21 protein-coding genes and 3 pseudogenes are annotated in these 24,563 nt (G+C 70.1%); 9 read left to right on the top strand and 15 right to left on the bottom strand.

The genetic code is table 11. The annotated features are described in order from the left end of the window. Positions 1–230: 230 nt before the first annotated feature. A pseudogene (locus AV521_RS52445) lies at positions 231–359 on the top strand (IS630 family transposase); the annotation flags it as partial. 610 nt (positions 360–969) lie between these two features. Here AV521_RS52445 and AV521_RS42745 read toward each other — a convergent pair. From AV521_RS42745 to dhaM, 4 genes are all read right to left on the bottom strand, one after another. Further along, entirely contained in the window at positions 970–1,545 is a 576-nt protein-coding gene (locus AV521_RS42745) for a hypothetical protein (protein ID WP_143658747.1), read from the bottom strand. An 882-nt stretch (positions 1,546–2,427) separates the two neighbouring features. Next, entirely contained in the window at positions 2,428–2,886 is a 459-nt protein-coding gene (locus tag AV521_RS42740) for an ATP-binding protein (RefSeq protein WP_076097061.1), read from the bottom strand. A 76-nt stretch (positions 2,887–2,962) separates the two neighbouring features. Next, positions 2,963–3,262 carry an HPr family phosphocarrier protein gene (locus AV521_RS42735; protein ID WP_079249687.1) on the bottom strand — a complete coding sequence of 100 codons (300 nt, stop codon included), beginning with the start codon at positions 3,260–3,262 and terminating at the stop codon, positions 2,963–2,965. Continuing rightward, on the bottom strand, positions 3,246–3,638 hold the full coding sequence (gene dhaM / locus AV521_RS42730; protein ID WP_076097059.1) for a dihydroxyacetone kinase phosphoryl donor subunit DhaM: 393 nt from the start codon (positions 3,636–3,638) through the stop codon (positions 3,246–3,248). Before dhaM ends, AV521_RS42735 begins: the two co-directional genes overlap by 17 nt. A 61-nt stretch (positions 3,639–3,699) precedes the next feature. On the opposite strand from dhaM, the gene AV521_RS42725 reads away from it, so the two are divergent. The 6 genes and pseudogenes from AV521_RS42725 to AV521_RS42700 form a co-directional block, all read left to right on the top strand. Further along, on the top strand, positions 3,700–4,479 hold the full coding sequence (locus AV521_RS42725) for an IclR family transcriptional regulator (RefSeq protein WP_076097056.1): 780 nt from the start codon (positions 3,700–3,702) through the stop codon (positions 4,477–4,479). 344 nt (positions 4,480–4,823) lie between these two features. Further along, positions 4,824–5,594, top strand: coding sequence for an MIP/aquaporin family protein (locus AV521_RS42720; RefSeq protein WP_076097053.1), 771 nt, complete (start codon positions 4,824–4,826; stop codon positions 5,592–5,594). Beyond that, on the top strand, positions 5,591–6,589 hold the full coding sequence (gene dhaK / locus AV521_RS42715; RefSeq protein ID WP_076097051.1) for a dihydroxyacetone kinase subunit DhaK: 999 nt from the start codon (positions 5,591–5,593) through the stop codon (positions 6,587–6,589). Before AV521_RS42720 ends, dhaK begins: the two co-directional genes overlap by 4 nt. Before the next feature lie 139 nt (positions 6,590–6,728). Continuing rightward, positions 6,729–7,391 carry a dihydroxyacetone kinase subunit DhaL gene (gene dhaL, locus AV521_RS42710; protein WP_107481177.1) on the top strand — a complete coding sequence of 221 codons (663 nt, stop codon included), beginning with the start codon at positions 6,729–6,731 and terminating at the stop codon, positions 7,389–7,391. Beyond that, positions 7,388–9,073: a phosphoenolpyruvate--protein phosphotransferase gene (locus AV521_RS42705; RefSeq protein ID WP_076097046.1), complete on the top strand. Its 1,686-nt coding sequence runs from the start codon at positions 7,388–7,390 to the stop codon at positions 9,071–9,073. Before dhaL ends, AV521_RS42705 begins: the two co-directional genes overlap by 4 nt. 18 nt (positions 9,074–9,091) lie before the next feature. Continuing rightward, positions 9,092–9,322: pseudogene (locus AV521_RS42700) on the top strand (dihydroxyacetone kinase subunit DhaK); the annotation flags it as partial. Between the two features lie 56 nt (positions 9,323–9,378). Here AV521_RS42700 and AV521_RS42695 read toward each other — a convergent pair. The 7 genes and pseudogenes from AV521_RS42695 to AV521_RS42665 all read right to left on the bottom strand — a co-directional run bounded on the left by AV521_RS42695 (position 9,379) and on the right by AV521_RS42665 (position 14,562). Then, the gene (locus tag AV521_RS42695; protein WP_218639416.1) at positions 9,379–9,594 is read right to left on the bottom strand and encodes a chromate resistance protein ChrB domain-containing protein; all 216 of its coding nucleotides are present in this window, start codon (positions 9,592–9,594) and stop codon (positions 9,379–9,381) included. Next, positions 9,591–10,994 carry a YibE/F family protein gene (locus AV521_RS42690; RefSeq protein WP_371917114.1) on the bottom strand — a complete coding sequence of 468 codons (1,404 nt, stop codon included), beginning with the start codon at positions 10,992–10,994 and terminating at the stop codon, positions 9,591–9,593. The genes AV521_RS42695 and AV521_RS42690 overlap by 4 nt, the downstream gene beginning before the upstream one ends. 475 nt (positions 10,995–11,469) lie before the next feature. After that, positions 11,470–12,339 (bottom strand): serine protease, encoded by an 870-nt coding sequence (locus tag AV521_RS42685; RefSeq protein WP_076097042.1) that lies wholly within the window; start codon positions 12,337–12,339, stop codon positions 11,470–11,472. A gap of 87 nt (positions 12,340–12,426) precedes the next feature. Beyond that, a pseudogene (locus AV521_RS48930) lies at positions 12,427–12,567 on the bottom strand (GTP-binding protein); the annotation flags it as partial. A 235-nt stretch (positions 12,568–12,802) separates the two neighbouring features. Beyond that, positions 12,803–13,816 carry a GTP-binding protein gene (locus AV521_RS42675; protein WP_076097039.1) on the bottom strand — a complete coding sequence of 338 codons (1,014 nt, stop codon included), beginning with the start codon at positions 13,814–13,816 and terminating at the stop codon, positions 12,803–12,805. Between the two features lie 9 nt (positions 13,817–13,825). Next, entirely contained in the window at positions 13,826–14,056 is a 231-nt protein-coding gene (locus AV521_RS42670) for a hypothetical protein (RefSeq protein WP_256725946.1), read from the bottom strand. Beyond that, positions 14,044–14,562: a Fur family transcriptional regulator gene (locus tag AV521_RS42665; RefSeq protein WP_371917113.1), complete on the bottom strand. Its 519-nt coding sequence runs from the start codon at positions 14,560–14,562 to the stop codon at positions 14,044–14,046. Before AV521_RS42665 ends, AV521_RS42670 begins: the two co-directional genes overlap by 13 nt. Before the next feature lie 696 nt (positions 14,563–15,258). Between AV521_RS42665 and AV521_RS42660 the strand changes: the two genes are divergently transcribed. Further along, positions 15,259–16,527, top strand: coding sequence for a S53 family peptidase (locus AV521_RS42660; protein WP_256725945.1), 1,269 nt, complete (start codon positions 15,259–15,261; stop codon positions 16,525–16,527). A 408-nt stretch (positions 16,528–16,935) separates the two neighbouring features. Here AV521_RS42660 and AV521_RS42655 read toward each other — a convergent pair whose 3' ends face one another. The 4 genes from AV521_RS42655 to AV521_RS42640 form a co-directional block, all read right to left on the bottom strand. Then, positions 16,936–17,181, bottom strand: a complete 246-nt coding sequence (locus AV521_RS42655; protein WP_143658746.1) for a hypothetical protein — start codon at positions 17,179–17,181, stop codon at positions 16,936–16,938. Between the two features lie 164 nt (positions 17,182–17,345). Then, positions 17,346–18,707 carry a S53 family peptidase gene (locus tag AV521_RS42650; protein WP_076097030.1) on the bottom strand — a complete coding sequence of 454 codons (1,362 nt, stop codon included), beginning with the start codon at positions 18,705–18,707 and terminating at the stop codon, positions 17,346–17,348. Positions 18,708–19,506: 799 nt separating this feature from the next. Beyond that, complete coding sequence (locus AV521_RS42645; protein WP_179023828.1) at positions 19,507–20,985, bottom strand: FAD-dependent oxidoreductase; 1,479 nt, start codon at positions 20,983–20,985, stop codon at positions 19,507–19,509. Positions 20,986–21,528: 543 nt separating this feature from the next. Continuing rightward, entirely contained in the window at positions 21,529–22,185 is a 657-nt protein-coding gene (locus AV521_RS42640) for a TetR/AcrR family transcriptional regulator (protein ID WP_076097027.1), read from the bottom strand. A 152-nt stretch (positions 22,186–22,337) separates the two neighbouring features. On the opposite strand from AV521_RS42640, the gene AV521_RS42635 reads away from it, so the two are divergent. After that, entirely contained in the window at positions 22,338–23,369 is a 1,032-nt protein-coding gene (locus AV521_RS42635) for a medium chain dehydrogenase/reductase family protein (RefSeq protein ID WP_076097116.1), read from the top strand. Positions 23,370–24,563: the final 1,194 nt, after the last annotated feature.

Here is a 24,563-nt window from a genome sequence, read left to right as displayed (position 1 = left end):
CGGCCCACCCGGCCGACGGGCTCGGCGTGCCGGGCCGCACCGAGAACCGCGCCGCATCGGCACACGCCGGCGAGCCGCGGACAGCGCAGGCGGCCGGGCAGGCGGCCGGGGCATGTCCGCAGACTCCCGTGGGGCGGTCGAAGTCGGTGTCAATGGCTTCGACCGCCCCGCTGTTGCCCCAGGCTGGTCAGTCGCGGTGGCGGCGGAGGCGCCAGAAGCAGGCGCCGGTGACCACTCAGACCCAGGCCCTGCACGCCTGCCTGCGCCGGCGCAACACCAAGGCCCGCCACCCCGACGACCTCGCCGCCCAACGACGCGAACGCGTCCGTATCCGCGGCGGGAAAGGCATCCGCCGGGGCGACGCCCGCTCGCCACGGCAGTCTGACCGAACCGGTCAACCTATGCGGTCGAAGCACCAGCAGTCCCGTACCGCTCACGAACTCGCCCCCGGAGCAGGACCGTCACGCCCAGGCAGCCGAGAACCGCCGAGACCACGATCCGTGGCGCGCCTCTGGTAGTCCGGTCTTGTGGGCACGCTTAGGGCACGAACCCACGCGGGGAGGCCGCGCGGGGGCTCGACTGCTCCGTCGCGGCGCTGCACCTGCGGGTGCGGGATGTCCCCCGGCACGTCGGATCGCAGATGCACACTCCTGTGTCAGCGTAGGCGGTCCGAGGACGGTGGGGCCCAATGGGCGGCCACGTTCGGCCGAGTGGAGTGGCCGGGGCCGCCGCCCGTCGGGCTTGGACCGGGAGGGGCGGCGGTGGTCGGACGCGGAGGGCCTGGAGCACGGAGTGGGGCGCCACGATCGGCGCCCCGGCCGGTGCGGCCGCCGCTGAGCCGGCGACCACGGAGACGCCCTTGCCAAGGGCGTCAGGTGCTCGGCTGCGGCGAACCATGCGTTGTGGCACGTGAGTTGGCCGGTCACCGGCGGCGCCGCGGAACGGCACGCGCCTCCGGTGCCGGACGGCTCAGTGGTGGACGGCCGTGCACTGTCCGTCGGAGAACAGCGGGGTGGTGTCGACGGGCAGCCCCGGGTCCGGGTCGGCGATGATGTCGGCGTTCTGGGTGACCGATCCCTCGCAGTCGTCGAGCGCGGGCTCCGGTTGCATGGATGCGGGCCCCATCCACAGGTCGACGTGGTGGATGCCGTTCTGCCAGTCCGAGCTGCATTCCGCACACCCGTCCTCCATGATGAAGTACTTCTGGAGGTACGGGACGTAGATGCGGGTGCCGGGAGCGAACTCGCCGGGGTCGGTGGCGAAGGTGGACGGCTGATCGTAGGTGCCGAGGTCTTCGGTGGCCTCGCTGTGGATCTGCGGGTAGGCGATCTGCGCGGTGCCGTAGTGGCCGTTGCCGTCGTCGTTGTCGTTGTAACCGTAAGACGTGACATTGACGTTGACGGTCTGGCTCTCGGAGGACCGGGCACTGTGGAGATGGCCGCTCACGTCGGGGGTGCCGGTCGTGGCCGATGCGGACGGTGAGATGAGGGCGAGCGACAGGGCGCTCGCGGCCATGAGCAGCGGTGGCATGAGACGATGGCGCATGGAACCTCCTTGGATCCTGGGGGACATGGGCTCCGGCAGCGCGCGTTCGAGGTAACCGAGCCCGGTGGCCGGTGAGGTGGCAGCGGCGGATGTGAGCCGCGGACGGCATAGCTGCCGAAGGGGATGCCGGCCCGTCGTCTGCAGGGCGGGCGGCGTGCCCCGCGGGGAAGTTACGGCGGGGCGACAAGAGCAGGTTGTCCGGCTGAGCGCGCGGCCTTCGTATTACGGAAGGACGGCAGGGGTCTGGTGAAGTGTGCGTCCGCGACGTGCTGAAGAGGTCATGCGGATGAACCTCGCTTTGGATGTGGGGGGTTCGCGTCCGCGCCGAGTGGTCGGGAGCACCAGGCGATGCGGGTGGGCGGCGCCTCGACGCGCGGCTGACCCCTGCCCGGGGCACCGGAGGGATCGCCGTCCGGGCCCATGAGCGGGTCGAGCAGTGATGCCGGGACACCGCATGCGACGGTGGCGCTGAAGCCTGCCGGTGTGTGTTCGTGCTGTACGCCGTTAGGAAAGTTTCCTAACGGAAGGGACCGTAGTGAATCTGTCAGTGGACTGTCAATGGTGTGGCGCAGAGTCATGCCCAGTCGGGCGCGGACGGCATCGGCTCCGGTGCCGCCGGCTCCGCCCGAGCACCTGAGGGAGACTGGTTCGCTCCCCTACCGCAGCTGCTCGCTTGGCTGCAGCCAAGCGCATCAGGTACCGGCGGCCTCTCACCGCGGCGAGGCAGCCGGCACTCTCGGAGCGTGCGCCCGAGAGCTGCGTTGGCTGGAGGTCATCTCTCCCGTACTCGAACGGGGTTGTGAAGCAGGCGTCATCCCGGCCTGAGCGCCAGCCACTCGGCGTGGGGAACCGAGTGAGCAGGCGGCCACCCTCCATGAAGCGTCAAACCCCCATGTGAAGGTCGGCCCATCGGGTGGTCCTCTCGGGGTGGTGGGATATTCCGTGTCGTGCGGCCAGGGCCGCGACGATGTCGGTCCCGCGGCCGTTTTCCCTGTGTTCTGCGGGGTGGGGGCTGTCGTGCGAGGGGTGTCGTCGAGGTACCGGTCCGGCGTCGGTGACCTCGATGCGGAGGGCGCGGCGGCTGCCGGTCCCGGGCAGGGACAGCCGCAGCACTGCCGGGGGCAGTGCGTGGACGATGGCGTTGGTGGTCAGCTCCGAGATCACCAGGAGGGCGGCGTCGGCCGTCGGGGTGGGCACGCGCCATTGGGCGAGGACGGTGCGTGCCCGTCGGCGTACGGCGCAGACGGCCTCGGGGATGTGCGGCAGCAGCGGGCAGACGTGTTCGACCCGCGCGGGCGGGTCCACCGGGGCGTCGGACGTGCTCGTGGCAGGGGCGCCCATCCTCGGCCACCTCCACTGGTCTTGGCTTCTCATGGCGGACGCGGCGGCTGGTTTCGTGCCGCTGGTGGCGGCCGGGCTACTCGGCGTTGGCGAGGATGTGGACCAGCGCCGTGACGGCCTGTTCGGCGTCGTCGCCTTCGGCGCGGACGGTCACGCTGCTGCCGGCGGTGGCGCCCAGCCCCATGACGGCGAGCACCCCGGTCGGGTTGACCGTCCGGTCGGCGTACTGCAGTTGTATGGCGCTGGTGAATGTCGCTGCGGCGCGGGCGAGTTGACCCGCCGGCCGGGCGTGGAGGTTGGCGGGCAGGACGACGGCCGTCTCGTGCGTGGACACGGTCGTCGTGGTCGTGGTGGTGGTCTCAGAGCTTGTGGACATGACGGGCCTCCTTGGCGGCGTCGGCGACGGTCTTGAGGTCGGCGCCGGATGCGGCGGTGACGACGGCTGCGACGGCTCCTTCGACGAAGGGCGCGTCGACGATCAGCACGTCGGGGCTGGGATGGTCTTCCAGGACGGTGCGGGCGGTCAGCACGGAGCTGCCGAGGTCCGGCAGGACGACGACACCCTGGCCCCGGTCGACGCTGCGGATGGCGCCGAGGACGAGGTCGTAGCTGGTGCCGATCCGGCCGTCGTCGGTTCCTCCGGCGGTGGCGAGGGGGACCGTGTCGGAGCCGATCTGCTGCACCAGCAGGCGAAGGCCCGCGGCGAGCTCGGCGCTGTGGGACACGAGTACGATGCCGACAGATGCGCTCATGAACAAGTACCGTAAATCTCGGAACGCTGTTCATCAATAGTGAACCAGGGAGAAATATTCGATGGTGCAGGCGGTACAGCGGGCGGTGCAGATCCTGCGGGAACTCGCGTCCACCGGGCCCCGGCTCGGAGTGACCGAGCTGGCCGACCGCCTGGGCGTGGCCAAGCCGACCGTGCACGCGCTGCTGCGCACGCTGGAGGCCGAGGGGCTGGTGGTGCAGGACCGGGACAGCTCGAAGTACCAGCTCGGCCCGGACCTGGTGCAGCTGGGCAACGCCTACCTGGACACCCAGGAGCTGCGCACCCGCTCGCTGACCTGGGCGGACCAGCTGGCGAACCGGGCGAACGAGGCGGTCTGGGTGGCCGTGCTCACCGGTGACCACGTCATGGTCGTGCACCACGCCTTCCGGCCCGAGGGGGCTGTGCAGATCCTTGAGGTGGGCGCCAGCATCCCGTGGAGCACGTGCGCCCTGGGCAAGGCCATCGCGGCCTTCCTTCCGGCCGGCGAGCGCGAGCGGCTGCTCGCGGGTGAGCCGGCAGTGCTCACCGGCGCCAGCATCACCGACCCGGAGGAGCTGGCCGGGCAGCTGAAGGAGGTCCTCAGGACGGGCTATGCGATCGAGGACCAGGAATCCGCCATCGGTGACGCGGGTATCGCATCCCCCGTCTTCGACCGCTCCGGCGTCGTGGTCGGCGCTCTCGGCATCGTCGGCCCCGTCGAGCGCGTGCTGGCCGAATCAGCACGTCAGGAGCTTGCGGTCGCCGTCCGGGAGACCGCCCGCAACCTCTCCCGCGACCTGGGCGCCCCCCGCGGGACAGCCGCACGCACCGCGATGACCTGACCCGTCCCCGCAACTCGGTGACGGTCGGCCGCTCCTTCGCCCGCCACCTGATCCAGGCCCCCCGCACGCCGCCGGGGGCCTTCTTCGTGACGGCGGAACCGTCGGCGGAACGCGAGCGTCTGCCGAACCTCTTGACAGGCCGGAAACGCGGCCTTAATTTCCCGAACAACGTTCATCCATGATGAACGCGCTGGCCAGCCGGACACTCGATCCGCCCGGCTTCCCCCTGAGCGGCCGCCAGGTTGCCCCGACCCTGATGAACCTGGCGGCCACCTCCCTTCACAGCCCGCTCCCCGCGGAGGAGGTGAGACGCCCAAGCCGCCGTCCGGCTCTGGGCGCCTTCCATGGAAGAAAACACCTACCCACAAAAGCTTGTGGCCGAGATGCTGGGCACCGCGATGCTGGTGTTCATCGGCGTCGGTTCCGTCCCCGCAACACTCATCGTCAACGGCAAGGCCCCGTTCACCTTCGCCGACCTGGGCATGATCTCGCTGGCGTTCGCCACGGTCGTCATCGCGATGATCTACGCGATCGGCCACATCTCCGGCTGCCAGATCAACCCGGCCATCACCCTCGCGCTCGCCGCGACGAAGAAGATGCCCTGGCGGGACGTCCCCGGCTACATAGCCGCCCAGGTCGTCGGCGCGGTCCTTGGAGCCCTCGCGATCATCGGGGTGCTCGGCCACCAGGCCGTGACCGTCGGTCTGGGCATCGCCAACTACGGCACCCAAGTCGGCGCCGGCCAAGCCTTCTTCGCCGAGGCCGTCGGCACCGCCATCCTCGCCTTCGTCGTCTTCGGTGCCATCGACCGCCGCTCGGCCGGCGGCTTCGCCGGACTCGCCATCGGCCTGGCGGTGTTCGCCGTCATCATGGTCGTCGGACCCGCCACCAGTTCCGCGATCAACCCCGCTCGTGTCGTCGGCCCCATGCTGGTGGGCCAGGTGTTCAACGGCACGGTCCACTGGAACCAGCTGCCGGTCTACCTGATCGGCGACGTCGTGGGTGCGGTTGCCGCCGGTTTCCTGTACGTCGCCCTGAACGCCAGTCGCGGCATCGCCGCCACCACGGATGTGACGGCCGAGCCGGTCGCCGCCGCTGAAGGAGCCCTGTCGTGAAGAAGCTGATCAACGCCCCTGAAGCGGTGCTGGCCGAGGCGCTGTCCGGGATCGCCGCCGCCCACCCCGGCCTGAAGGTCGACGCGGAGAACAGGGTGATCGCCCGCGCCTTGGGTACCAAGCCGGGCAAGGTCGCCCTCGTCTCCGGCGGCGGTTCCGGGCACGAGCCCCTGCACGGCGGCTTCGTGGGCAGGGGCATGCTCGACGCAGCCTGCCCCGGCGAGGTGTTCACCTCGCCCGTGCCCGGTCAGATGCTGGCCGCGGCCCAGGCCGTTGACGGCGGCGCGGGCGTGCTGTTCATCGTGAAGAACTACACGGGTGACGTCCTCAACTTCCAGATGGCCGCCGAACTGGCTGCCGAGGAGGGCATCATCGTGGAGACCGTCCTGGTCGACGACGACGTCGCCGTCCAGGACTCCACCTGGACCGCCGGGCGCCGGGGCACCGGAGCCACCGTCTTCGTCGAGAAGATCGCCGGAGCACTCGCCGAGCAGGGCGGCAGCCTCACGGAGGTCGCCGACATGGGCAAGCGGGTCAACGCCGCTTCCCGGTCCTTCGCGGTGGCGCTGACCGCCTGCACCACCCCCGCCTCCGGCAAGCCCGGATTCGACCTGCCCGAGGACGAGATGGAGGTCGGCGTCGGCATCCACGGTGAACCAGGCCGCCGACGTGAAAAGCTCCGCCCCGCCAAGGACATCGTGGCAACGGCGCTGGACGCGATCCTCGCCGACCAGCCGATGGTTGCCGGCGACGAGACCATCGTCATGGTCAACGGCCTGGGCGGCACCCCGCTCATCGAACTGTACGTGGTCTTCAACGAGGTTGCCGCCGTACTCGGGGACAAGGGCGTGGCCGTCGCCCGCAGCCTCGTCGGCAACTACGTGACCAGCCTGGACATGGCGGGTGTTTCTCTCACCGTGTGCAAGGCCGATGCCGACATGCTGTCCCTGTGGGACGCGCCTGTGAACACCCCGGCGCTGCGCTGGGGCATCTGAACCGAGCCGGGGGCGGGGCCACGCGCGACGCGAGGGCCGGGCCGGGGCCTTCCCGCTGCCAAGCCCGCCCGGATCGCACCCCTCGCGTCTCCCCCCCCGCCCCCGGCTCACCCAACGCTCGACCAGCCCCGTACCGACCATGAACGGAGACTCCGTGGACACCGACCTCGCCCGCACGTGGGTGCAGGCCATCGCTGCCGCCGTGGACCAGCACAAGGACCACCTCACCCAGCTCGACTCGGCCATCGGCGACGCCGACCACGGCGCCAACATGCACCGCGGCTTCTCGGCCGCCGTCACGGCCCTGGCCGACTACGAGCCGGACACCGTCGGGGCCGTACTGGTCAAGACCGGCACCACCCTCATCTCCACCGTCGGCGGCGCCTCCGGACCGCTCTACGGCGGCGCCTTCCGCGCCATCGGCAAGGCCCTGGACACCCCGAGCCCCGACCCACAGCAGGTCGCCGCCGCGCTGGCCGCCGGCCTCGCGAGCATCGAGAAGCTCGGCGCGGCCGCACCCGGCGACAAGACCATGATCGACGCCTATGCCCCCGCACTGGCCGCCTTCAAGCAACAGGCCGACGCCGGAGCCGACTTGGCCGCAGCGGCAGTGGCCGCCGCCGACGCCGCCGAGGAGGGCATGCGCGCCACCACCCCGATGCAGGCCCGCAAGGGCCGCGCCTCCTACCTCGGCGCCCGCAGCATCGGCCATCAGGACCCGGGCGCCACCTCCACCGCCCTGGTCTTCCGCGCCCTCGCCGAGACGCTTGGGTCCCGCGCCGAGTCGCTGGGGGAGCGATGACCGAACGCCGCGCCTACACCGGACACGCCGCCGCATCCGGCATAGCCCTCGGCGTCGTCCACCGCACCGACCGGCCACTCACCAGAACGGCGCTGCCCCACCGCGCGGGCGGCGACCCCACGCGGCAGATCACCGACGCCTTCGACGCCGTAGCTGCCCGCCTGCTCGACCTGTCCACCTCGCTGCGCGAACAGGGCAAGGACGAACAGGCCGACATCATGGAGGTCAACAGCTACATCGCCCAGGACCAGGACCTGCGCGACCACGCCGTCAAGCGGGCGAACGACGGCGAGCCCGTACCTGTCGCCGTGCGGCTGGCCATCGACGCCTACGCCGCAACCATCGCCGCCCTGGACGACCCCACCCTCGCCGAACGCGCCGCGGACGTCCGGCAGGTCGGCCGCCGCGTCCTGGCCCACCTCCACGGTGAGACCGGCCCCGCCCCCGACCAGCCGCTCGTCCTGGTCGCCCACGAGATCGGCGCCGCCGACCTGCTGGAACCCGGCCAGACGGTGACAGCCGCCATCTCGGTGACGGGCGGCCCGAATTCGCACGCCGCGATCGTCGCCCGCTCGCTGGGCATCCCCTTCCTGCTGGGCATCGACCCCGAACTGCTCGAACTGCCGGACGGCCAGGAGGTCCTGCTCGACGCCGAGCAGGCCAGCGCGGTCGCCCACCCGGATGACGAGGAACGCACCAGGGCCCTGCACGCCATGGAGACCGCCCGCGCGCGCAGGCTCGCCCTCGCCGAGGAGCGTCACCTGCCCGCCGAGACACTCGACCAGCACCCCATCGTGCTGCGGGCCAATGTGGCCACCCCGGCCGAGGCCCGCGCGGCCGTGACCACGGGCGCGGAGGGTGTGGGCCTGCTCCGCACCGAACTGCCCTTCCTCAACCATCCCGCCTGGCCCACCCGCGACCAGCACGCGGCCACCCTCGTCCCCGTCCTGCGCGCTCTCGCCGGGCAGGTGGTCACGGCTCGTACGCTCGACTTCGCCGACGACAAACTGCCGCCGTTCCTCGCCCGCCTCCAGGGCGCACGGATCGGCCGCGGCCTCCCCCTGATGCTCGCCCAGCCCAATGCCTTCGCCGACCAGTTCCGCAGCCTGCTCAGCGCCGGAGCCGACACCGACCTGCGCATCATGATCCCCATGGTCGCGAGCGTCGACGAACTGCGCGCCTGCCGAAGCCTTCTTGAAGCAGCGGCCACCGAAGTCGGCGTACCGGCGCCGCCCCTGGGCATCATGGTGGAACTCCCCGAAGCGGTCGCCGCCGCCGACGACCTTGCCCGTGAAGCCTCCTTCTTCTCCATCGGCAGCAACGACCTCACCTGTCAGATCCTGGGACTGGACCGGCGCGACCCCACCGCCACCCCCGCGATGGCGGCACACCCCGCGGTACTCGACGCCATCGCCCGCGTCGTCACCGCCGCCCACCGCCACGACCGTCACGTCTCCGTCTGCGGCGACGCAGCCGCCCACCCCCTCGTGACCCCCCTGCTCATCGGCCTCGGCTGCGACAGCCTCTCGGTCGGCCCCGCCGCCCTCGACGAGGTCCGCGCCCGCATCCGCCGGCTCCGCCACGACACCTGCGCCTCCCTCGCCGCCGTGGCCCTGACCCGCGAAACCCCCGAAGAGGTATGGCGACTCGTGGAGCAGTGCTGCCAGCCGTCGCTGCCCTGAGAAGAAGGCGCCCGAACCATGAAGAAGCTCATCAACTCGCCCGACCAGGTACTTGCCGATGCCCTCGTCGGGGTGGCCGCCGCGCACCCGTCACTGATGGTCAACACGTCCGACCGCTACATCGCCCGCACGGGCGGACCGACCCCTGGGAAGGTCGGCCTGGTGTCAGGCGGCGGCTCCGGGCACGAGCCGCTGCACGGCGGCTTCGTCGGACACATGTCGGCTGATCGGCGGCGGCACGGTGCTGTTCGCGCAGCGGAGTGAAGTCACTGCCGACCGGTGGGCAGTGACCGGCTGGCGGGCGCTCAGGAGAGGTCTCGCCCTATGAGGGTGGCTCGGCGGTGGTATTCGTACAGGCCGTCGAAGAGCGGACCGGTCAGCTCCAGGATCCGGTCGTCGTCGCAGATCATGGACAGGCCGCGCAGGACGACGTCCAGGCCGGGTGCCTCGGGGGCGTCGTAGCGTTCGTCGTCGAGATCGGCCTCGTGGACGATCTCGGCGAGTTTCCACTGGACGCTCAACGCTTCCGCCGACGTCCGCCCCGGCCCGCAGCCGCTCGGCCATTCGCCGCCGCGCCCGCAGTCGCCGATTCCGTCTGCGGGCCGGGCCGGTCTGCCGAGACGACCAGGGCGGCGAGGAGCGTGGTGACCGGGACCGAGGCGACCAGGCCGATCGATCCGACCAGCGTGCGTACGATCTCCTCGGCGACCAGTTCGCTGTTGGCGACTGTGCCCACGCCGCTCTGGGCGATGGAGAAGAGCAGTAGCAGCGGCAGCGCGGCGCCGGCGTAGGCGAGGACGAGGGTGTTGACCACGGAGGCGATGTGGTCGCGGCCGATGCGGATGCCCGCTCGGTACAGCCCGCGCCAGCCCATTGCCGGGTTGGCGTCGTGCAGCTCCCAGACGGCCGAGGTCTGGGTCACGGTCACGTCGTCCAGGACGCCGAGTGAGCCGATGATGACGCCGGCGAGCAGCAGGCCGCTCATGTCGAGCTTCGGATAGAGGCCGTGGATCAGGCCGGTTTGGTCGTCGGTGTTGCCGGTGAGGGCGGCCCAGCCGATGAACTGTGAGCCGAGAATGCCGATCAGCGCCAGTGAGGCCAGTGTGCCGAGCACGGCCACCGACGTACGGGCGGACAGGCCGTGGCACATGTAGAGGGCGATCAGCATGATGGCGCTGGACCCGATCACGGCCACGAGCAGCGGGTCCGAGCCCTGGAGGATCGCGGGCAGGATGAAGAAGTTGAGCACCATGAAGCTGATGGCCAGCGCGACGAGCGCCATGACACCGCGCAGCCGGCCCACCACCACGACGGCGAGCGCGAAGATCCCCGCGAGCAGGTACATGGGGAATCGGCGGTTCACATCGGTGACCGAGTACTGCAGGTCCTTGGGCGCGGAGGGTTCATAGGCGACTACGACCTTCTCGCCCTGGTGCAGTTGCCGTGCCTGGTCGGGCTGCACGATCTCGGTGAACGTACGGCCCTTGTCCTTGCCGGTGTCGACGTGGATCGTGGCCTTGTGGCACGTGCCGTTCGCCTCCTGCTGCGCCGAGTTGCCCTCGGCGGTGGAGGTGTCGCCGGTCGGGGTCTCGCCGGAGGCGTTCACCGATTTGCAGCTCACCTCGACGGCTTGGGTGACCGTCGCCTGCTGGGTCTGCTGGTCGAAGCCGACACCGGTGCGCTTGTGGGGCGGCGCCCCGCCCGGCCACAGCACCACGAGCCCCACCATGACGGCTGCGGTGAAGGGAATCAGGATCGCGGCGATGACCTTGCGCAGGTGCCGGGAGACCGGCGCGGCAGGACCGTGACTGTGGCTGTGTCCATGGGGGTGCGCGTGTCCGTGATCGTCGGAGTCCGCTCCAGGACCGTGGGCGGAGCCATGTCTGGCGTCGGTCACCGTGATGGGCCCGTTGCCCATCATGGGGGCGTGCCCATGGCCGCTCATGGCCGGAGGGGGAACGTGCCCCGTGTCGGCATCGGGTCCGTAGCCAGGGTGAGGTATCGACTCGGGAGGACTCCCGTACTCGTAGTCGTGGCCGTACTCGCCCGCACGACCGCCTCTGGTTCCGGGAGGGTGCCCGACCCCGTTCCGGTTTCCGGCACTCTGCCGGTCAGTGGCTCCCATGCCGTCTCCCTCGCGGTTGTCCGAACCCCCTCCGGAGCCGGGCCTGCCCGGCGGCTCTGAGGAAGAGTACGGGAACGGCTGTGCGGGGTCTCAGCACGAGCATCGCCACCATCGGTCCCGAGGGGCGTTCAGGCTGGTCAGCAGAGTGAGCCACCACGGAAGAGGCCATCGAAACCCTCCAGGGTCAGCTCCGGGCCGCGCGCCTGGCCCCTACCCGGCACGCTTCGCCGCCACGGCCCTTCGCCGTGAGCGGGGTGCGGATGAGCTGGGCTCAGTCCTCGTCCTGGGCGCGCCGGTAGAGCTTGGCGATGTCGTCGTCGAAGTACGCGGCGTAGGAGACATCGTCCTGCTCGCCGCCGCCCTCGTGGCCGCCCAGGACGCCGATGACCGTGCCGGTGTGGGTCTTGGGGTCGTAGTCGGCGAGCCAGGGGCTGCCGCTGGTCCCGTCCTCAAGGCTGGAGCACTGGATGCTCAGCTGGGTGTCGCTGAACTTCGTGGTGCGGTTCTGGCACGAGATCGGGGTGTCATGGCTGGTGGGATAGCCGGTGATCTTGACCTTGTGGTCGAAGCCGCGGTTGATGCCGAGGGTGTTGCCGCCCAGGACGTCCTGGATGTCCTTGCCGTCCTTCTGGTCGAGGGCGAGGAAGGCGACGTCGAGGTCCTCGTCCTGCGACTTGGCCCAGCGGTCGTCGACGACCACCTTGCTGACCTTCCACAGGCCGGTGGGTTCGTTGCCGTTGCGGTAGCCGGGGGCGAAGACCAGGTCGTTCAGCGGCTGTCCGGAGTCGGGGTCGAAGGCGCAGTGGGCCGCGGTGATCAGCATGTTCCGGCCCGGACTCCGCACCACGCTCGCGGTGCAGAAGTGGGCGCCCTGGTCGTCCTTCTCGAAGACCGCGCCGATCCGGGCGTTCTCCTCGGTCCTGCGGGGGGTGTACGCGTTGCCGTCCTTGGCCGGGGCCGTCGCGGGGAGGTCCTGGTCCTGGCCCTGCGGGGACTGGCCCGGCTCGCCGGACTTGCCGAAAGCGCTGCGCCCGCTGCTTCTGGCTGCATGGGGGTTCTCCGCGGCGTCGCGCACCACCGCGGCCGTCCCGACGATGACCAGCGTCAGGGGCAGTATGGAATTCCTGACCAGCGAGCGCACAAGGTCATTATCGGCGCGGGTCCGGAATCCGGGAGGTGCTTCACCGGGAGGCTCCCGTCACAATCCACCGTCCGGATCGGCCATCGGCACCGCGCAGCAGATGCAGCCGTTGGCCATCTCGGCGAGACGTTCCTCGGTGCGCGACAGGGCAGCCTCGCCACCGCGGACCAGGGCGGCGTCGATGTTGACCTCGCCCGCACCGTCGTGCGCCCGTCGGAGCGGCGCCACAGCGCGTACCCCCTGGGGCCGGTCGCCACGACGTGCCCGGCATCCGGGGAGAGCGCGACCGTGAGTGCGCCTCCGGGAAGCTCGAACGCCCCGATCTCGGTGCCCATCGCCGCGTCGAGGACCGTCACCGTCCCCTCGGCCCCGGCGACGGCGACCAAATCGCCCCGTGCACTGAGCGCGACGGGTGCGTCGTCGACGCCGGCCTCCCAGGCGAGCGGGGACTGAACCGTCGTACTCACGCGGCGGCTCCCGCTGTGGCCAGGCAGTCGGCGAAGCCGCGTTCGAGGGCCTCGCGGTCGAGGTTGCGGCCGATGAACACCAGCTTGTTCGTGCGGGGTTCTCCCTCCTGCCAGTCGCGTCCGAAGGTGCCGTCCAGCAGCATGTGGACGCCCTGGAAGACGTACTGCTTGGGCGCTCCGGCGATGGCGAGGACGCCCTTGGAGCGGAAGAGGTCGACGCCCTTGGTGCGCAGCAGGGCGCCGAGCCAGGCGTTGAGCCGGTCCTCGTCCAGTTCGCCCTCCAGCTCGATGCCGACCGAGGTGACGGTGGTGTCGTGCTGGTGCTCGGTCTCGGTGAGGAAGGCGGGGTCGTCGGCGAGTACCCGCTCCAGGTCGAACGCGCCGACATCCATCACCTCGTGCAGGTCGATGCGGGCGTGCTCGGCAGGGATGATCCGAACCCCGCCGTTGACGGCCCGGATACGGCGGACGACCTGCACGATGGTCTCGTCGTCGACCAGGTCGGTCTTGTTGAGTACGACCCGGTCGGCGAAGGCGATCTGCTCGACGGCCTCGTTCTCCACACCCAGCGGCTTCACCGCGTCCAGGTGTTGGAGAACGTGCGCGGCATCCACGAGGGTGACGATGGCGTCCAGCCGCAGCTGGGAGGCGATCTCGTCGTCCATGAAGAAGGTCTGCGCGACGGGTGCGGGGTCGGCGAGGCCGGTGGTCTCGATGAGGATGTGGTCGAACTTCTCGCGGCGCCGCATCAGCGCACCCAGGATGCGGATGAGATCCCCGCGCACGGTGCAGCAGATGCAGCCGTTGTTCATCTCGAAGATCTCTTCCTCGGCGTCGAGGACGAGGGCGTCGTCGATGCCTACCTCACCGAACTCGTTCTCGATCACGGCGATCCTCAGGCCGTGGTTCTCGGTGAGGACGCGGTTGAGGAGGGTGGTCTTGCCGGAGCCGAGGAAGCCGGTCAGGACGGTGACGGGGACCCGCTGATCGCGAGCATCGAGGGTGGTCAAGTCAGTCTCCTAGTCATGCTGTTCAGGGGCGAGCAGGGTGGCTCGCAGGTCGCCCTCGGTGATCTGGTCGGCGGGGCGGTGCAGGGTCCAGCGGCGGGCCGCGCCCTCCATCGGCAGCACGGCGACGACGGTCTCCAGCGGCGGGCAGCCCGGTTCGGTACAGGCGAGTTGGCGGACCACGACGGCAGTGTCGTCGTCGAGTCCGAGCAGGGTGCGCACGGCCTCCTTCAGCTCGCGCATCTGCGGACTGGGCCCCGAGGGCCCGGGGCGCGATCCCAGTGGCATGGCGGTTCTTCTCCTTCACGGCCGGATCCTTCGTGCCCGGATCCTTGCTCCCCGGACGGCCGGCATCCGCCCGTGTGGGGCGGACAGTCGGGGCAGACACCGGTGAGTTCGACGGTGTGCTCGACCGCGGCGAAGCCGGTGTCGGCGGCGATCCGGCCTGCCCACTCCTCGACGACCTCGGAGTCGACCGGCCGGCTGCGGCCGCAGTCACGGCACATCAGGTAGTGGCGGTGCCCGTCGGTGGGGCGCAGCCGGTACAGCCGCCCGCCCGTCTCCTCGCGTACGACGTCCACACCGCCGTCCGCCTCCAGCTCACGTAGGGCGCGGTAGACGGTGGTCAGCCCGATCGCGTGGTCGCCGGCCACCAGAAGGGCGTACAACTCCTGGGCCGACACGAAGTCCTGGTAGCCCGCGAGTGCGCGCGTGACCGCTCTGCGCTGCCGTGTCATCCGGCCACTCACCGCAGACCACCTCCTGTGACACCCGCCGAATGGATGCACGCCAGGCTAGATGGAAATGAAACCCATGTCCATATGACTGCTGATTCATGCATGGGCTCACCCTGGGCTCTGCTGGGCCGAGCGCGTGAGTCCTCCTGGGTCGGTGGGCAGGTGATGGCCCCGCCCGTCCTGTATCTGGACCACTCGGTCCGCGAAGTCCCGTACGACCGCCTCGTCGGGGGTCAGGGTTGGTTGGTGCAACTTGCACCGGCTCCACAGCGGCCTCGGCTGTCGCAGTCCCGCCGCATACGAGACCGCATGCGCAGCCTGACCACCACGCCGATGCTGTCCGTCGAAGCGGAACAGGGTCGCCAGTTCGCTCTGGGTGGGGCCTCATCCCACAGGTGGTGCAGGCGTTTTCGTTGTCCTGTAGTGAGCACTACCGCGGACGCGCCGGCATGAACGGCGGTTCACTCGCTGACCGCGGCAACCTCACAAGACCTGCATTGACATGGCCTTGACCAGCACAAGAGGGCGGCCGCATGGTGAAACCATCCGGCCCGCAGTTGACCTGACATGCCGTCTGTCAACGCTGCTTTTGGTCATGTGGCCCTTCCGAACCGCCTCAAACCGCACGGAGGCTTGATGCAGCGCAGCGAGATACCCTCCGGATCCTTCGTGATCCACCGCCACCAAACGAGACGCCGGGTGCGGCGGATGGCAGCGGCCCTCACCGCGCTGCTCACATTCGCCGTCACTGCCCTCACCATCGGCCTGGCCACCGGCGTCCAGGCCGCCGCTCTCTCGTCCGCACCGCGCGCGTCCGCCTCCGCGAGTACGACGGGCTTCGGCTGCGTCCATCCCTTGCAAGCGGGGCAGGCCCGTTGTTTCGGCGTCATGAAGGCCCACCGCACCGCCTCGGGCCGCTTGTCTCCGTTCACCACCGGGTCCCCGACCACGGTGGGGTACGTGCCGTCCGATCTGCGTTCCGCCTACAACCTGGGCGGTACCTCGGGATCCGGTCGCACGGTGGCCATCGTCGACGCCATGGACGACGCGCACGCCGAGTCCGACCTGGCCGCTTACCGCAGCGCCTACGGTCTGCCGTCGTGCACCACCGCCAACGGCTGCTTCCGCAAGGTGAACCAGAGCGGCCAGGCATCGCCGTTGCCCTCTGGTGACTACGGATGGGCCGAGGAGATCAGCCTCGATCTCGACATGGTCTCGGCGACATGCCCTGGCTGCCACATCCTCCTGGTCGAGGCGAACTCGGCCAATGTCCCGGATCTCATGACGGCCGAGGACACCGCAGCCGCCACATCGGGCGTCGTCTCTGTCTCCAACAGCTGGGGTGGGTCCGAGGACAACACCATCACCTCCGTCGACTCGCACTTCAACCACCCCGGCGTCGCGATCACAGCGAGCTCGGGTGACTCCGGTTACGGTGTCTCCTGGCCGGCCTCCTCCCCGTACGTCACCGCCGTGGGCGGCACCTCGCTGAGCAGGGCGTCCAACTCGCGCGGCTGGACGGAGACGGCCTGGAGCGGCGCGGGCTCGGGCTGCTCTGCGTACGAGGCCAAGCCGTCCTGGCAGCACGACTCCGGGTGTGCCAAGCGCGCCGTCGCCGATGTGTCCGCGGTCGCCGACCCCAACACCGGGGTAGCGGTCTACGACACGTACAACAGCTGCGGCGGCGCGTTGTTGTGCGACACCGAGCTTCAACTCGGTCTCGCACAGGGTGCCGACGGATGGGTCGAAGTCGGAGGCACCAGCGTCTCGTCGCCGATCATCGCGAGCGTCTACGCACTGGCCGGGAACACCTCTCAAGTCGTTGACGGCTCGTATCCGTACAGCCACACCTCGGCACTCAACGACGTCACTTCGGGCAGCAACGGCTTCTGCGGAGGCAGTTACCTGTGCACCGGGGGTCCGGGTTACGACGGGCCGACCGGTCTCGGCACACCCAACGGCACCGGCGCCTTCTGACGGCGGCGCTTTCTGGCCGACAAGGGCTGGGCCACGTCGCACTGCTGCGGCGCAAGCCCAGCCCTTGCCTTGTCTCAGTCCTCGGAGAATGCGACCAGCGGCGTGCGGGGCGGGCAGCAGGCGGGGTTCTGCGGAGCCGGTTGAGGTCCTGGGCGAGGGCGGTACCTGCCGCGGTACAGGATGATCGGGTCGGCGGAGCGAAGAACATCGTCGCGCGGCGAGTGCGGGGGCGTCGCGGTGGCGGACTGCATGAACCCGCAGGTGCTCGCGTTGCGCGTGGTACTCCCAGTACTCCTCGAAGTCGCCGTTTCTGACCACCGCACGGAGCTTGAGCACGGCTTCGGCCGGCCCCAGCGGGCGCCGGTGATGTCCATCCGGTCCTTCGTCAGGTGCCGGCACGCCCCTCAATCACGCCGGTGGCGATCGGCCGGCCCTCGGTGAGCGCGTTGTCGTCTCCGAGGCAGGGGGCTTGGCCCGCAGGTAGCCGACCGCCTTGTCCGCCCCGAAGCGCCGCCGGCCGTCCAGTTCCTTCGCGTCAGCCCGCGCTTCGAGGGCGTCGGCGGCTTGCTCGGCCCGGCTTTGGAGGATCTCCAGCGCGATCTCGCCGCCCCGCCGCTCGGTGGCCGGGAACTCCTCGCGATCAACGTCCCTCAAACCGAGCCGCACCAAGGCAGAACAGGGAAAACGGGCCGCGGCCGGCTGCCGTGACCCGTTTTCCTTCTCCGCGCCGCCGAGGGGACCCCACGTCCCCCTCACACCGGCGGCTCCCCGTGACCCGACGGGGCGGTCGTTCCGTGCGTGATGTGTGGTGGCGTCACTCAGCTCGCGCTGAAGGCGGACGTGCCCTGCGGGGTGCCCCAGCCGGTCGGGCCGTCGTAGCCGGGCCCGGCGGTGCAGAAGTACGACGTGGAGCAGGAGCCGTTGCTGCCGCTGGTCACGTCGTTGAGGGCGGAGGTGCCGGCCTTGGCGTACGGGTACTGGGCCGGGTAGTCGCCGCTGCCCGGGGTGCCGGCGAGGGCGTAGACGGACGCGATGATCGGCGAGGAGGCGCTGGTGCCGCCGTAGGTGTTCCAGCCGCTCGCCTGGTAGGTGTCGTAGACCGAGACGCCGGTGGCGGGGTCGGCCACGGCCGAGACGTCGGCGATCATGCGGTTGGAGCAGCCGCTGTCGGTCTGCCAGCTGGGCTTGGGGTCGTTGGCGGAGCAGCCGGAGCCGGTGCCCTCGGTGCTGGAGGTGTGCCAGACGGACTCGGTCCAGCCGCGGCTGCTGGAGTCCGTCTTGAGGGCGGTGCCGCCGACGGCGGTCACGTACTGCGACGCGGCCGGGTACTCGGCACCGTAGGCGCTGTCACCCGCGCTGGCGGTGATGGCGACGCCCGGGTGGTTGTAGTACTCGGAGTCGTACGTCGTGTCGGAGGCGGACTCGGCGCCGCCGTAGCTGTTGGAGACGAACTTCGCGCCGAGGGCGACGGCCTCGTTCACGGCCGCGCCCAGGTCGTCGTCGCTCGCCGAGTTCGCCTCGACCAGGAGGATGTTGCAGTTCGGGCAGGTCGCGCTGACCATGTCGAGGTCGAGCGACTCCTCACCGGCCCAGCCGCTGTCGGCGGTGGGGAGGTTGGACGACGAGCCGTCCTGGCCGACCTTGCTGAAGCAGCCGCTGTCGCTGGTGCAGGCCGGGAGGCCGTACTGCGAGCGGTAGGTCGCGAGGTCGGCCTCGGCGTTCGGGTCGTCGTAGGCGTCGACGATGGCGACGGTCTCGCCGGAGCCGTTGGAGGAGGCTGCGGAGGCCAGGCCGTAGGCCGACTGGATGTCCGAGGGGCCGAATCCGGTGGGGGAGGCGGAGGAGGCGTTCGGCTTGATGGTCTTGGGCGCGATGCCCTTCAGGGCCGCCTGCTTCTCCATGAAGGCGGTGGTGCCGCCGGTGACGCGCAGCGCGTTGCAGGCGGCGTAGCCCTTCTTCGGGGTGGCGCCACATGCCCGCGTGTACTGCACGTGGGCCTTGGCGACCTGGGCGGCGATCGCCTTGGCGCTCACCTTGTGGCTCGTGGCGGCCGTGTCCGCGCTGGCGTGGGCGGCGGTGCCGAGTCCGGCGACGACGAGCGCGGCGGCGCCGAAGGCGGCCGAACCGATCCGGGCCCATCTGCCTCGTATGTGGGGGGAGTTGGGGTTGGTCGTACGCAAGGTACAGCCTCCTGGAAGTGGTGGACAGAGGCCTGCGGGTGTGGGGGTCCACCGATGGGTGACCGGTGGGGGCGGCGGCCCGCGACGACCATCGCTTTGTTGAGTACGCGACAACAAGAAGCCTTGCGAAATCCTGACTCCCGCATTACTCAAGAGGGTTGGGTGCTTACCGATCAATAGGTGGGGGATGGGTGTTGACTGGCTGAAACTTGACTCTGTGCGCGGCATGCGCGCGGGCCTGCGCTACGCGCGTTAACCAGCGCGCCCGAATCCGTTTGTGTTACCGGGGGCGAGGTGTGCCCGGGGGCGTTCGCGTGGCGAGTTCGTTTGCGTCATCGGGGATGGGCGCGGCTCTGTCTGAAGGGCCGGATGGACATCACCGGCGCTCACTGGAGCCTGCCGGAAGCCGAAGCCGTCCTGCGACTTCGCGCCGTCGTCTCCAACGGGGACCTCAACCCCTGCTGGCGCTACCACACCGCCCGCGAGCACGAGCGTCTCTGCCCGCCCCCCGCCCCCCGACCAGCGAACTTACGCCCTCACTGCGTGATCACGGCCGTCCCTCGAAACGAACCCCACCGCCCGACCCCGAGATCTTCATCGGTCTTCTGGGGAAAGGCTCGACGCTCTCGTCCCACCGAGGATCGGTCGGCAAGGGAACCTTGTTGACCAGCAGGACAGGCCAACTGGGTGGTTGTGACAGGCCATGGCCTCCACGAGACGTCGGCCGCGACTGATCCGCGCCGAAGGCAAGTGAGGGAGGTGGCCAAGGCGTCATCCGTCCCTTCACGGTCCACGAGGTTCATGCCGGTGGCCGTCCGCTGTGGCCCGCGCGTCGGCAGCGCTGCAGGTGTGCTGCGGCGAGTTCGGCCAGGGCCGGACCGGTCTTCTCGTAGGCCAGGGGGGCAAGGTCGGGAGGCGGCACGTAGCCGTCAGGCATGGCCGCGTACGCACGATCCATCAGGTTGCTGTACGACTCGGAGAGCTGGCTGGGCCAGTTTCCGGTCAGGGGCGGGCGCATCCGGGCCTCGGCCGCCAGCGCGGCGTGGTGGTTCGCGGCTTGTGCCGCTGCTTCATTGGCGGTCAGGTCGGTGATCGGTTCCCGGCATGGGGGGAACGCGGCTAGCGGACCCGGCAGTTGGTCAGCTGCGCCGGTCGGGGCCAGCAGGGCTTCGGCGAGGGCGGTGGCGATCAGCGGGGAGGCGTGGAGACCGTCACGGTGCGTGCCGGAGACCACCCACAGGCCCGCGCGGAGGGTGGGGCCGATCAAAGGGTGGCCGTCGAGGCTGAGGGGCCGGTTGCCGTGGTGGGTGCGCAGCAGGGACGCGGTGGCCAGCTGGTGGTCGAGCTGGCCGAGGGCTGCCTCAAGGAGGAACCGTAGTGCCCCGGCCGTGGGGGCGGGGGCCGGGCTCAGAGCGGGCTGGGCGGTGGCGCCGACGTACCAGGATCCGTCCTGCTGGGGGACGGTGTGCAATCCACAGGCGTAGGCCCGGTTGGGGGTGCGGACCACGGCCGGCATGGGCTGTGGTGCGGCCACGGTGACGGCGGTGCCGGCGGCGGAGACCACGGGCAGCACAGGGAGTTCGGGGTCGAGGGCTTCGATGAGCCGACCGGCCCAGGCACCGGCCGCGACCACGGCCTGCGGGGCACGGAAGGACCCCTCCGGTGTGGCGAGGAGGTAGCCGCCGTCGGTCAGGGCGCTCAGGGCGCCGGGGCCGGTCCGGATGACGTTCGGCAGCGCGGTCAGGGCGGCGTCGAGGGTGTCCAGCCAGGCCCGCCCGTCCAGGAACCTCTCGTCGGGCAGGTACCAGGCGCGCAGCGCACGGTCGTTGTCCAACGGACGGAAGCCGGGCACTTCAGCCGGGTCCGTCTGCTCGCAGCCCAGACCGTGAGCGGCCGCTGCGTCGGCGACGGCGGCGAAGGACGCCTCGTCCAAGCGGGACGAGACCGCGTTGAGGATCACGAAGGTGCCGCTGCCGAAGCCGTCCTGCGCCGGTGAGGCAGGACCTGCGACCGCACGGACACGTTCCCGCCAGCTGGGCCACAACTTGCCTGCCATGACAGCCAGTTCGATGCGCAGGCGCCCGTGGCGGGTCCGTACGCCGTGGTCCGTGACCTCTCCTAGTACGCCGAGCATCGCCCCCGCCGCCTGCGAGGCCCCGGCCCCCGCCGGGTCCCCGGCCAGCACCACCCGGACCGGCGGGTGCGCCGAGGCGACCGCGAACGCCACCGATCGGCCCAGCACACCCGCCCCCGCCACCACCACGTCCGCGCCTCGCACCGACAACCCCTCCCCGGCTCCAGGTGCCCCGGCGGATGGCGACACCAGACCCTCGATCCAGCCAGCACCCGTGGCCAAGATCAAGCGCAGTATCGGCCGACCGTCGAGCGCCTGAGCCTGAACTGCGATTTTTCGAACGTGACGTCGCCGACCATCGGACCTCTTATGGGGGCAGGTCACATGAAATGCATCTCGCTGTTTGAGATGAATGAGGGGTTGAGCGCCCGGAGTGGCGCCCGATCGCGTCCGAGGTGCCTGTCTGCACTTAGGGCGCGCAGAGGGCGCGCAACCCCCAGATTGGCCTAGACAATAAACAAACCCCAGGCCACTGACCTGGGGTTTCTCTCTGGAGCGGGTGACGAGAATCGAACTCGCGCTCTCAGCTTGGGAAGCGATGGCGCTTGCGCGGTGAGGTTGGCCATGACCTGCGAATACGTGCTCGGGGCCGCAGTCTCGCAGGTGCGCGATCCCGCCGCTGTTGACCGTGGTTGCCCGCTCTGAAGGGCACGCCGTGGGCACGCACCAAGGCCGGGCGTGGTGTGGTCAGTTCGCCGGCGCACCCGTCAGGTCGTCCAGCTCGGCGGCGAAGAGCTGCGCGGGGTCGATTCCCATGCCGGTGAAGTGGCCGGCGAGTTCCAGGGACAGGACGCCGTGCAGCCGGGTCCAGAAGGTCAGGGCCCGGTGGAGGGCCGCGGGCGGGGCGGGATGGCTGTCCGCCCAGTCCCGGTGGTCTTCGAGGTGCGCGTCGAACGGTGTCGCCGATCCGTCCAAGGGCAGCGCGGCACAGGCGTCCAACAAGGTCGCCATGATCTCGGACGAGATCGCGGTGGTGTCGTCGGGCGCTTGGTAACCGGGCACGGGCGTGCCGTAGATGAGGAAGTAACGCTGGGGGTCCTGCAGGGCCCATCCCCGCAAGGCGTGCGCCAGCGCGGTCACATCGGCACCGGCCTCGGAGGCCGCGCGGAAGGTGTCGGCGAGGCTTCGGTACGCGTCCCTGACGAGCTCGGTGATCAGCTCGTCGCGGCCGCCGAAGTACCGGTACAGCGCGGGTCCGCTCATGCCCAGCTGCTTGGCGATCGCGTTGAGGGAGAGCGCGGACGCGCCCGCTGTGGCGATCTGGTCCCACGCGCGTTGCTTGATCTCCGTACGCACCTGGGCGCGGTAGCGCGCACGCGGGGTCTTCGCGACCTGTTCCGTCACTGGCCTGCTACCTTTCCGCACCGCTGCGGCTGCATCCGCGCATCTAGTTAGATGCTATCACGAAAGCTATTGACTCTCCCCAGGGCATTGAGTTACAACTTCTAACGAACGAGAAGCCAAGTAACCAGATCTGGAACGCAGTGGAGGTCGCCATGAACGCCGAAGGACTCGTCGAGGTCGTTCTGCCGGGCAAGGTCGAGCCCGAAGGACTTCAGATCCGGCATGGAGCCGTACCCGCCGCGGGTCCGGGCCAGGTCGTGATCCGGATGGAGGCGACCGGCGTCTCCTTCGCCGAGCAGCAGATGCGGCGTGGCCGCTACTACGACCAGCCGCCATTCCCGTTCGTGCCCGGCTACGACCTCGTGGGTACGGTGCTGGCGACCGGCGAGGGGGTCGAGCAGGGCCTGGCCGGCACCCGGGTCGCCGCGCTGATCAAGGTCGGTGGCTGGGCCAGTCACGTGCTCGTCGACGCGGCGGACGTGGTACCCGTGCCCGACGGAATCGGTGCGGCGGAGGCGGAGACCCTCGTCGTCAACGGCATCACCGCGTGGCAGATGCTGCACCGCAAGGCCCGCGTCCGTGCGGGGCACACCGTCGTGGTGCACGGCGCGAACGGTGGCGTCGGATCGGTCCTGGTCCAGCTCGCCCAGGCCGCAGGCGCGCAGGTGATCGGCACGGCGTCCGTGCGCCACCACGACGCCCTGCGGGAACGGGGAGTCGTCCCCGTCGATTACCGCACCGACGACGTCGCCGCACGGATCCGCGAACTCGCCCCCCTTGGGGTGGATGCCGTCTTCGACCACGTCGGCGGCCGCGGCATCATCGACTCCTGGCGCCTCCTCGCCCCCGGCGGCACGCTCGTCTCCTACGGCAGCGCCTCGACCCGGGACGACGAGGGCTCCAAGCAATGGCCCGTCCTCAAGCTGCTCGGCCGGGTGTGGCTGTGGAACGCCCTGCCCAACCGCCGCCGCGCGTACTTCTTCAATGTCTGGGCCGGCCGAGCCCTGGCCAAGAACCGCTTCCGCGCCCGCCTCCGCACCGACCTCACCCAGGTCTTCGCCGCCCTCCAGCGCGGCGAGGTCACAGCCCAGATCGCCGCGCAACTGCCGCTCACCCGCGTCGCCGACGCCCTGCGGCTGGCCGAGTCGGGCACCGTTGCCGGAAAGGTCGTCCTGAACCTGTAGCAAGGACCCGAGTGGCCCGATCCGATCACCACGACGAAACGAGAGGAACACCATGTTCGGCGCCGGCCCGTCGAACGTGCACGATCAGTAGCCCCGGCCCTTGCTCCCGCGCACGCGAACCCTCCTGCGCCGGCCTCGCGCCGGCACGGCCGCGGTCTCGCTCGCCGTCGCCGCCGTTCCCGCAAGCACCATCCCGACCGCCCAGGCCGCCCCACATGGAGGTACGTCCCAGTGCGGCGGGCGAGGCGTCGATCCCACCGCCCTCATCCGCTACGAGTCCGCCATCGTGATCAAGGCGCCACCGAGTACTTCGAGAGCTGACTTCGCCCCGCTGTTTACCGTGGTTGTCCGGTCTTATGGGCGTAATGCCATTTTCCCTGGTCAACAGCACAGCGGCTGCGCACTCGATCTCGCGCATGACGCCCTGTGCCGGGGGTAGCCCGCTCACACATCGCGCGCGTAGCGGATGAGCGCTTGTTCGGCGGGGCCCGGTGTCCCAGTTGGCGGGCAGGGTGTCCAGCCGCTCGATCAGGTGGTTTGCCAACGAGCGTCAGCGAAGAGGGGAGGCCAGCTCAACGATGTGCCACATGAAGAAGCCTTCTCTCGTGACATGTGCCACTGGCCGGGTGCTCCGCCGCACCGTCGCCGCCCTGGCTGCCGGTGCGGGACTACTGGCAGCTGGTAGTTCCGTACCGGCAGTCGCCGCGAACGTGCCTCCGCCCGGCCTGGCAGGCGGCGCCCCGAGCTACAAGACGCAGACGTTCACCGAAAGCGGCTATTTCACCGTTCCCGACCGCACCACCACGTTCAGTTTCGCCGCCGTGGGGCCGGCGGCCAAGCCGGCCACCGCGGAATTGTGGTGTTCTCCTGGACTCCCAACTCCTGAACTCAGCCCCGAGAACGGCGCCTACGAGCCCGCCGACCGCGGCGAGTACGGCCTCGTCCGACCGGTCCGCGACGGAGGGCTCGATCATGTACGACGCCGAATCAAAGGCAGTGGCCACCGGTGCATCTGGCACGCTGATCGAGCTGGCGTCCCCGGTGTCATCGTTTGGCGACATCAGCAACGGCTGATCGTTGAAGAGGGCGCTCTCCGCCGAGGGACGGAGGGTGCCCTCACTGCTTCCAAGCCGTGGGCATGGGCAGGCGCCTAGGGCGTGTTTCGAGAGTGCTGGTCACAGCCACTCATTGATG

The sequence above is a fragment of the Streptomyces sp. IMTB 2501 genome (assembly GCF_001953885.1).
Taxonomy (GTDB): Bacteria; Actinomycetota; Actinomycetes; order Streptomycetales; family Streptomycetaceae; genus Streptomyces.
Note: the sequence above shows the minus strand (reverse complement) of the source record. Positions and strands in the feature narration are given on the sequence as shown.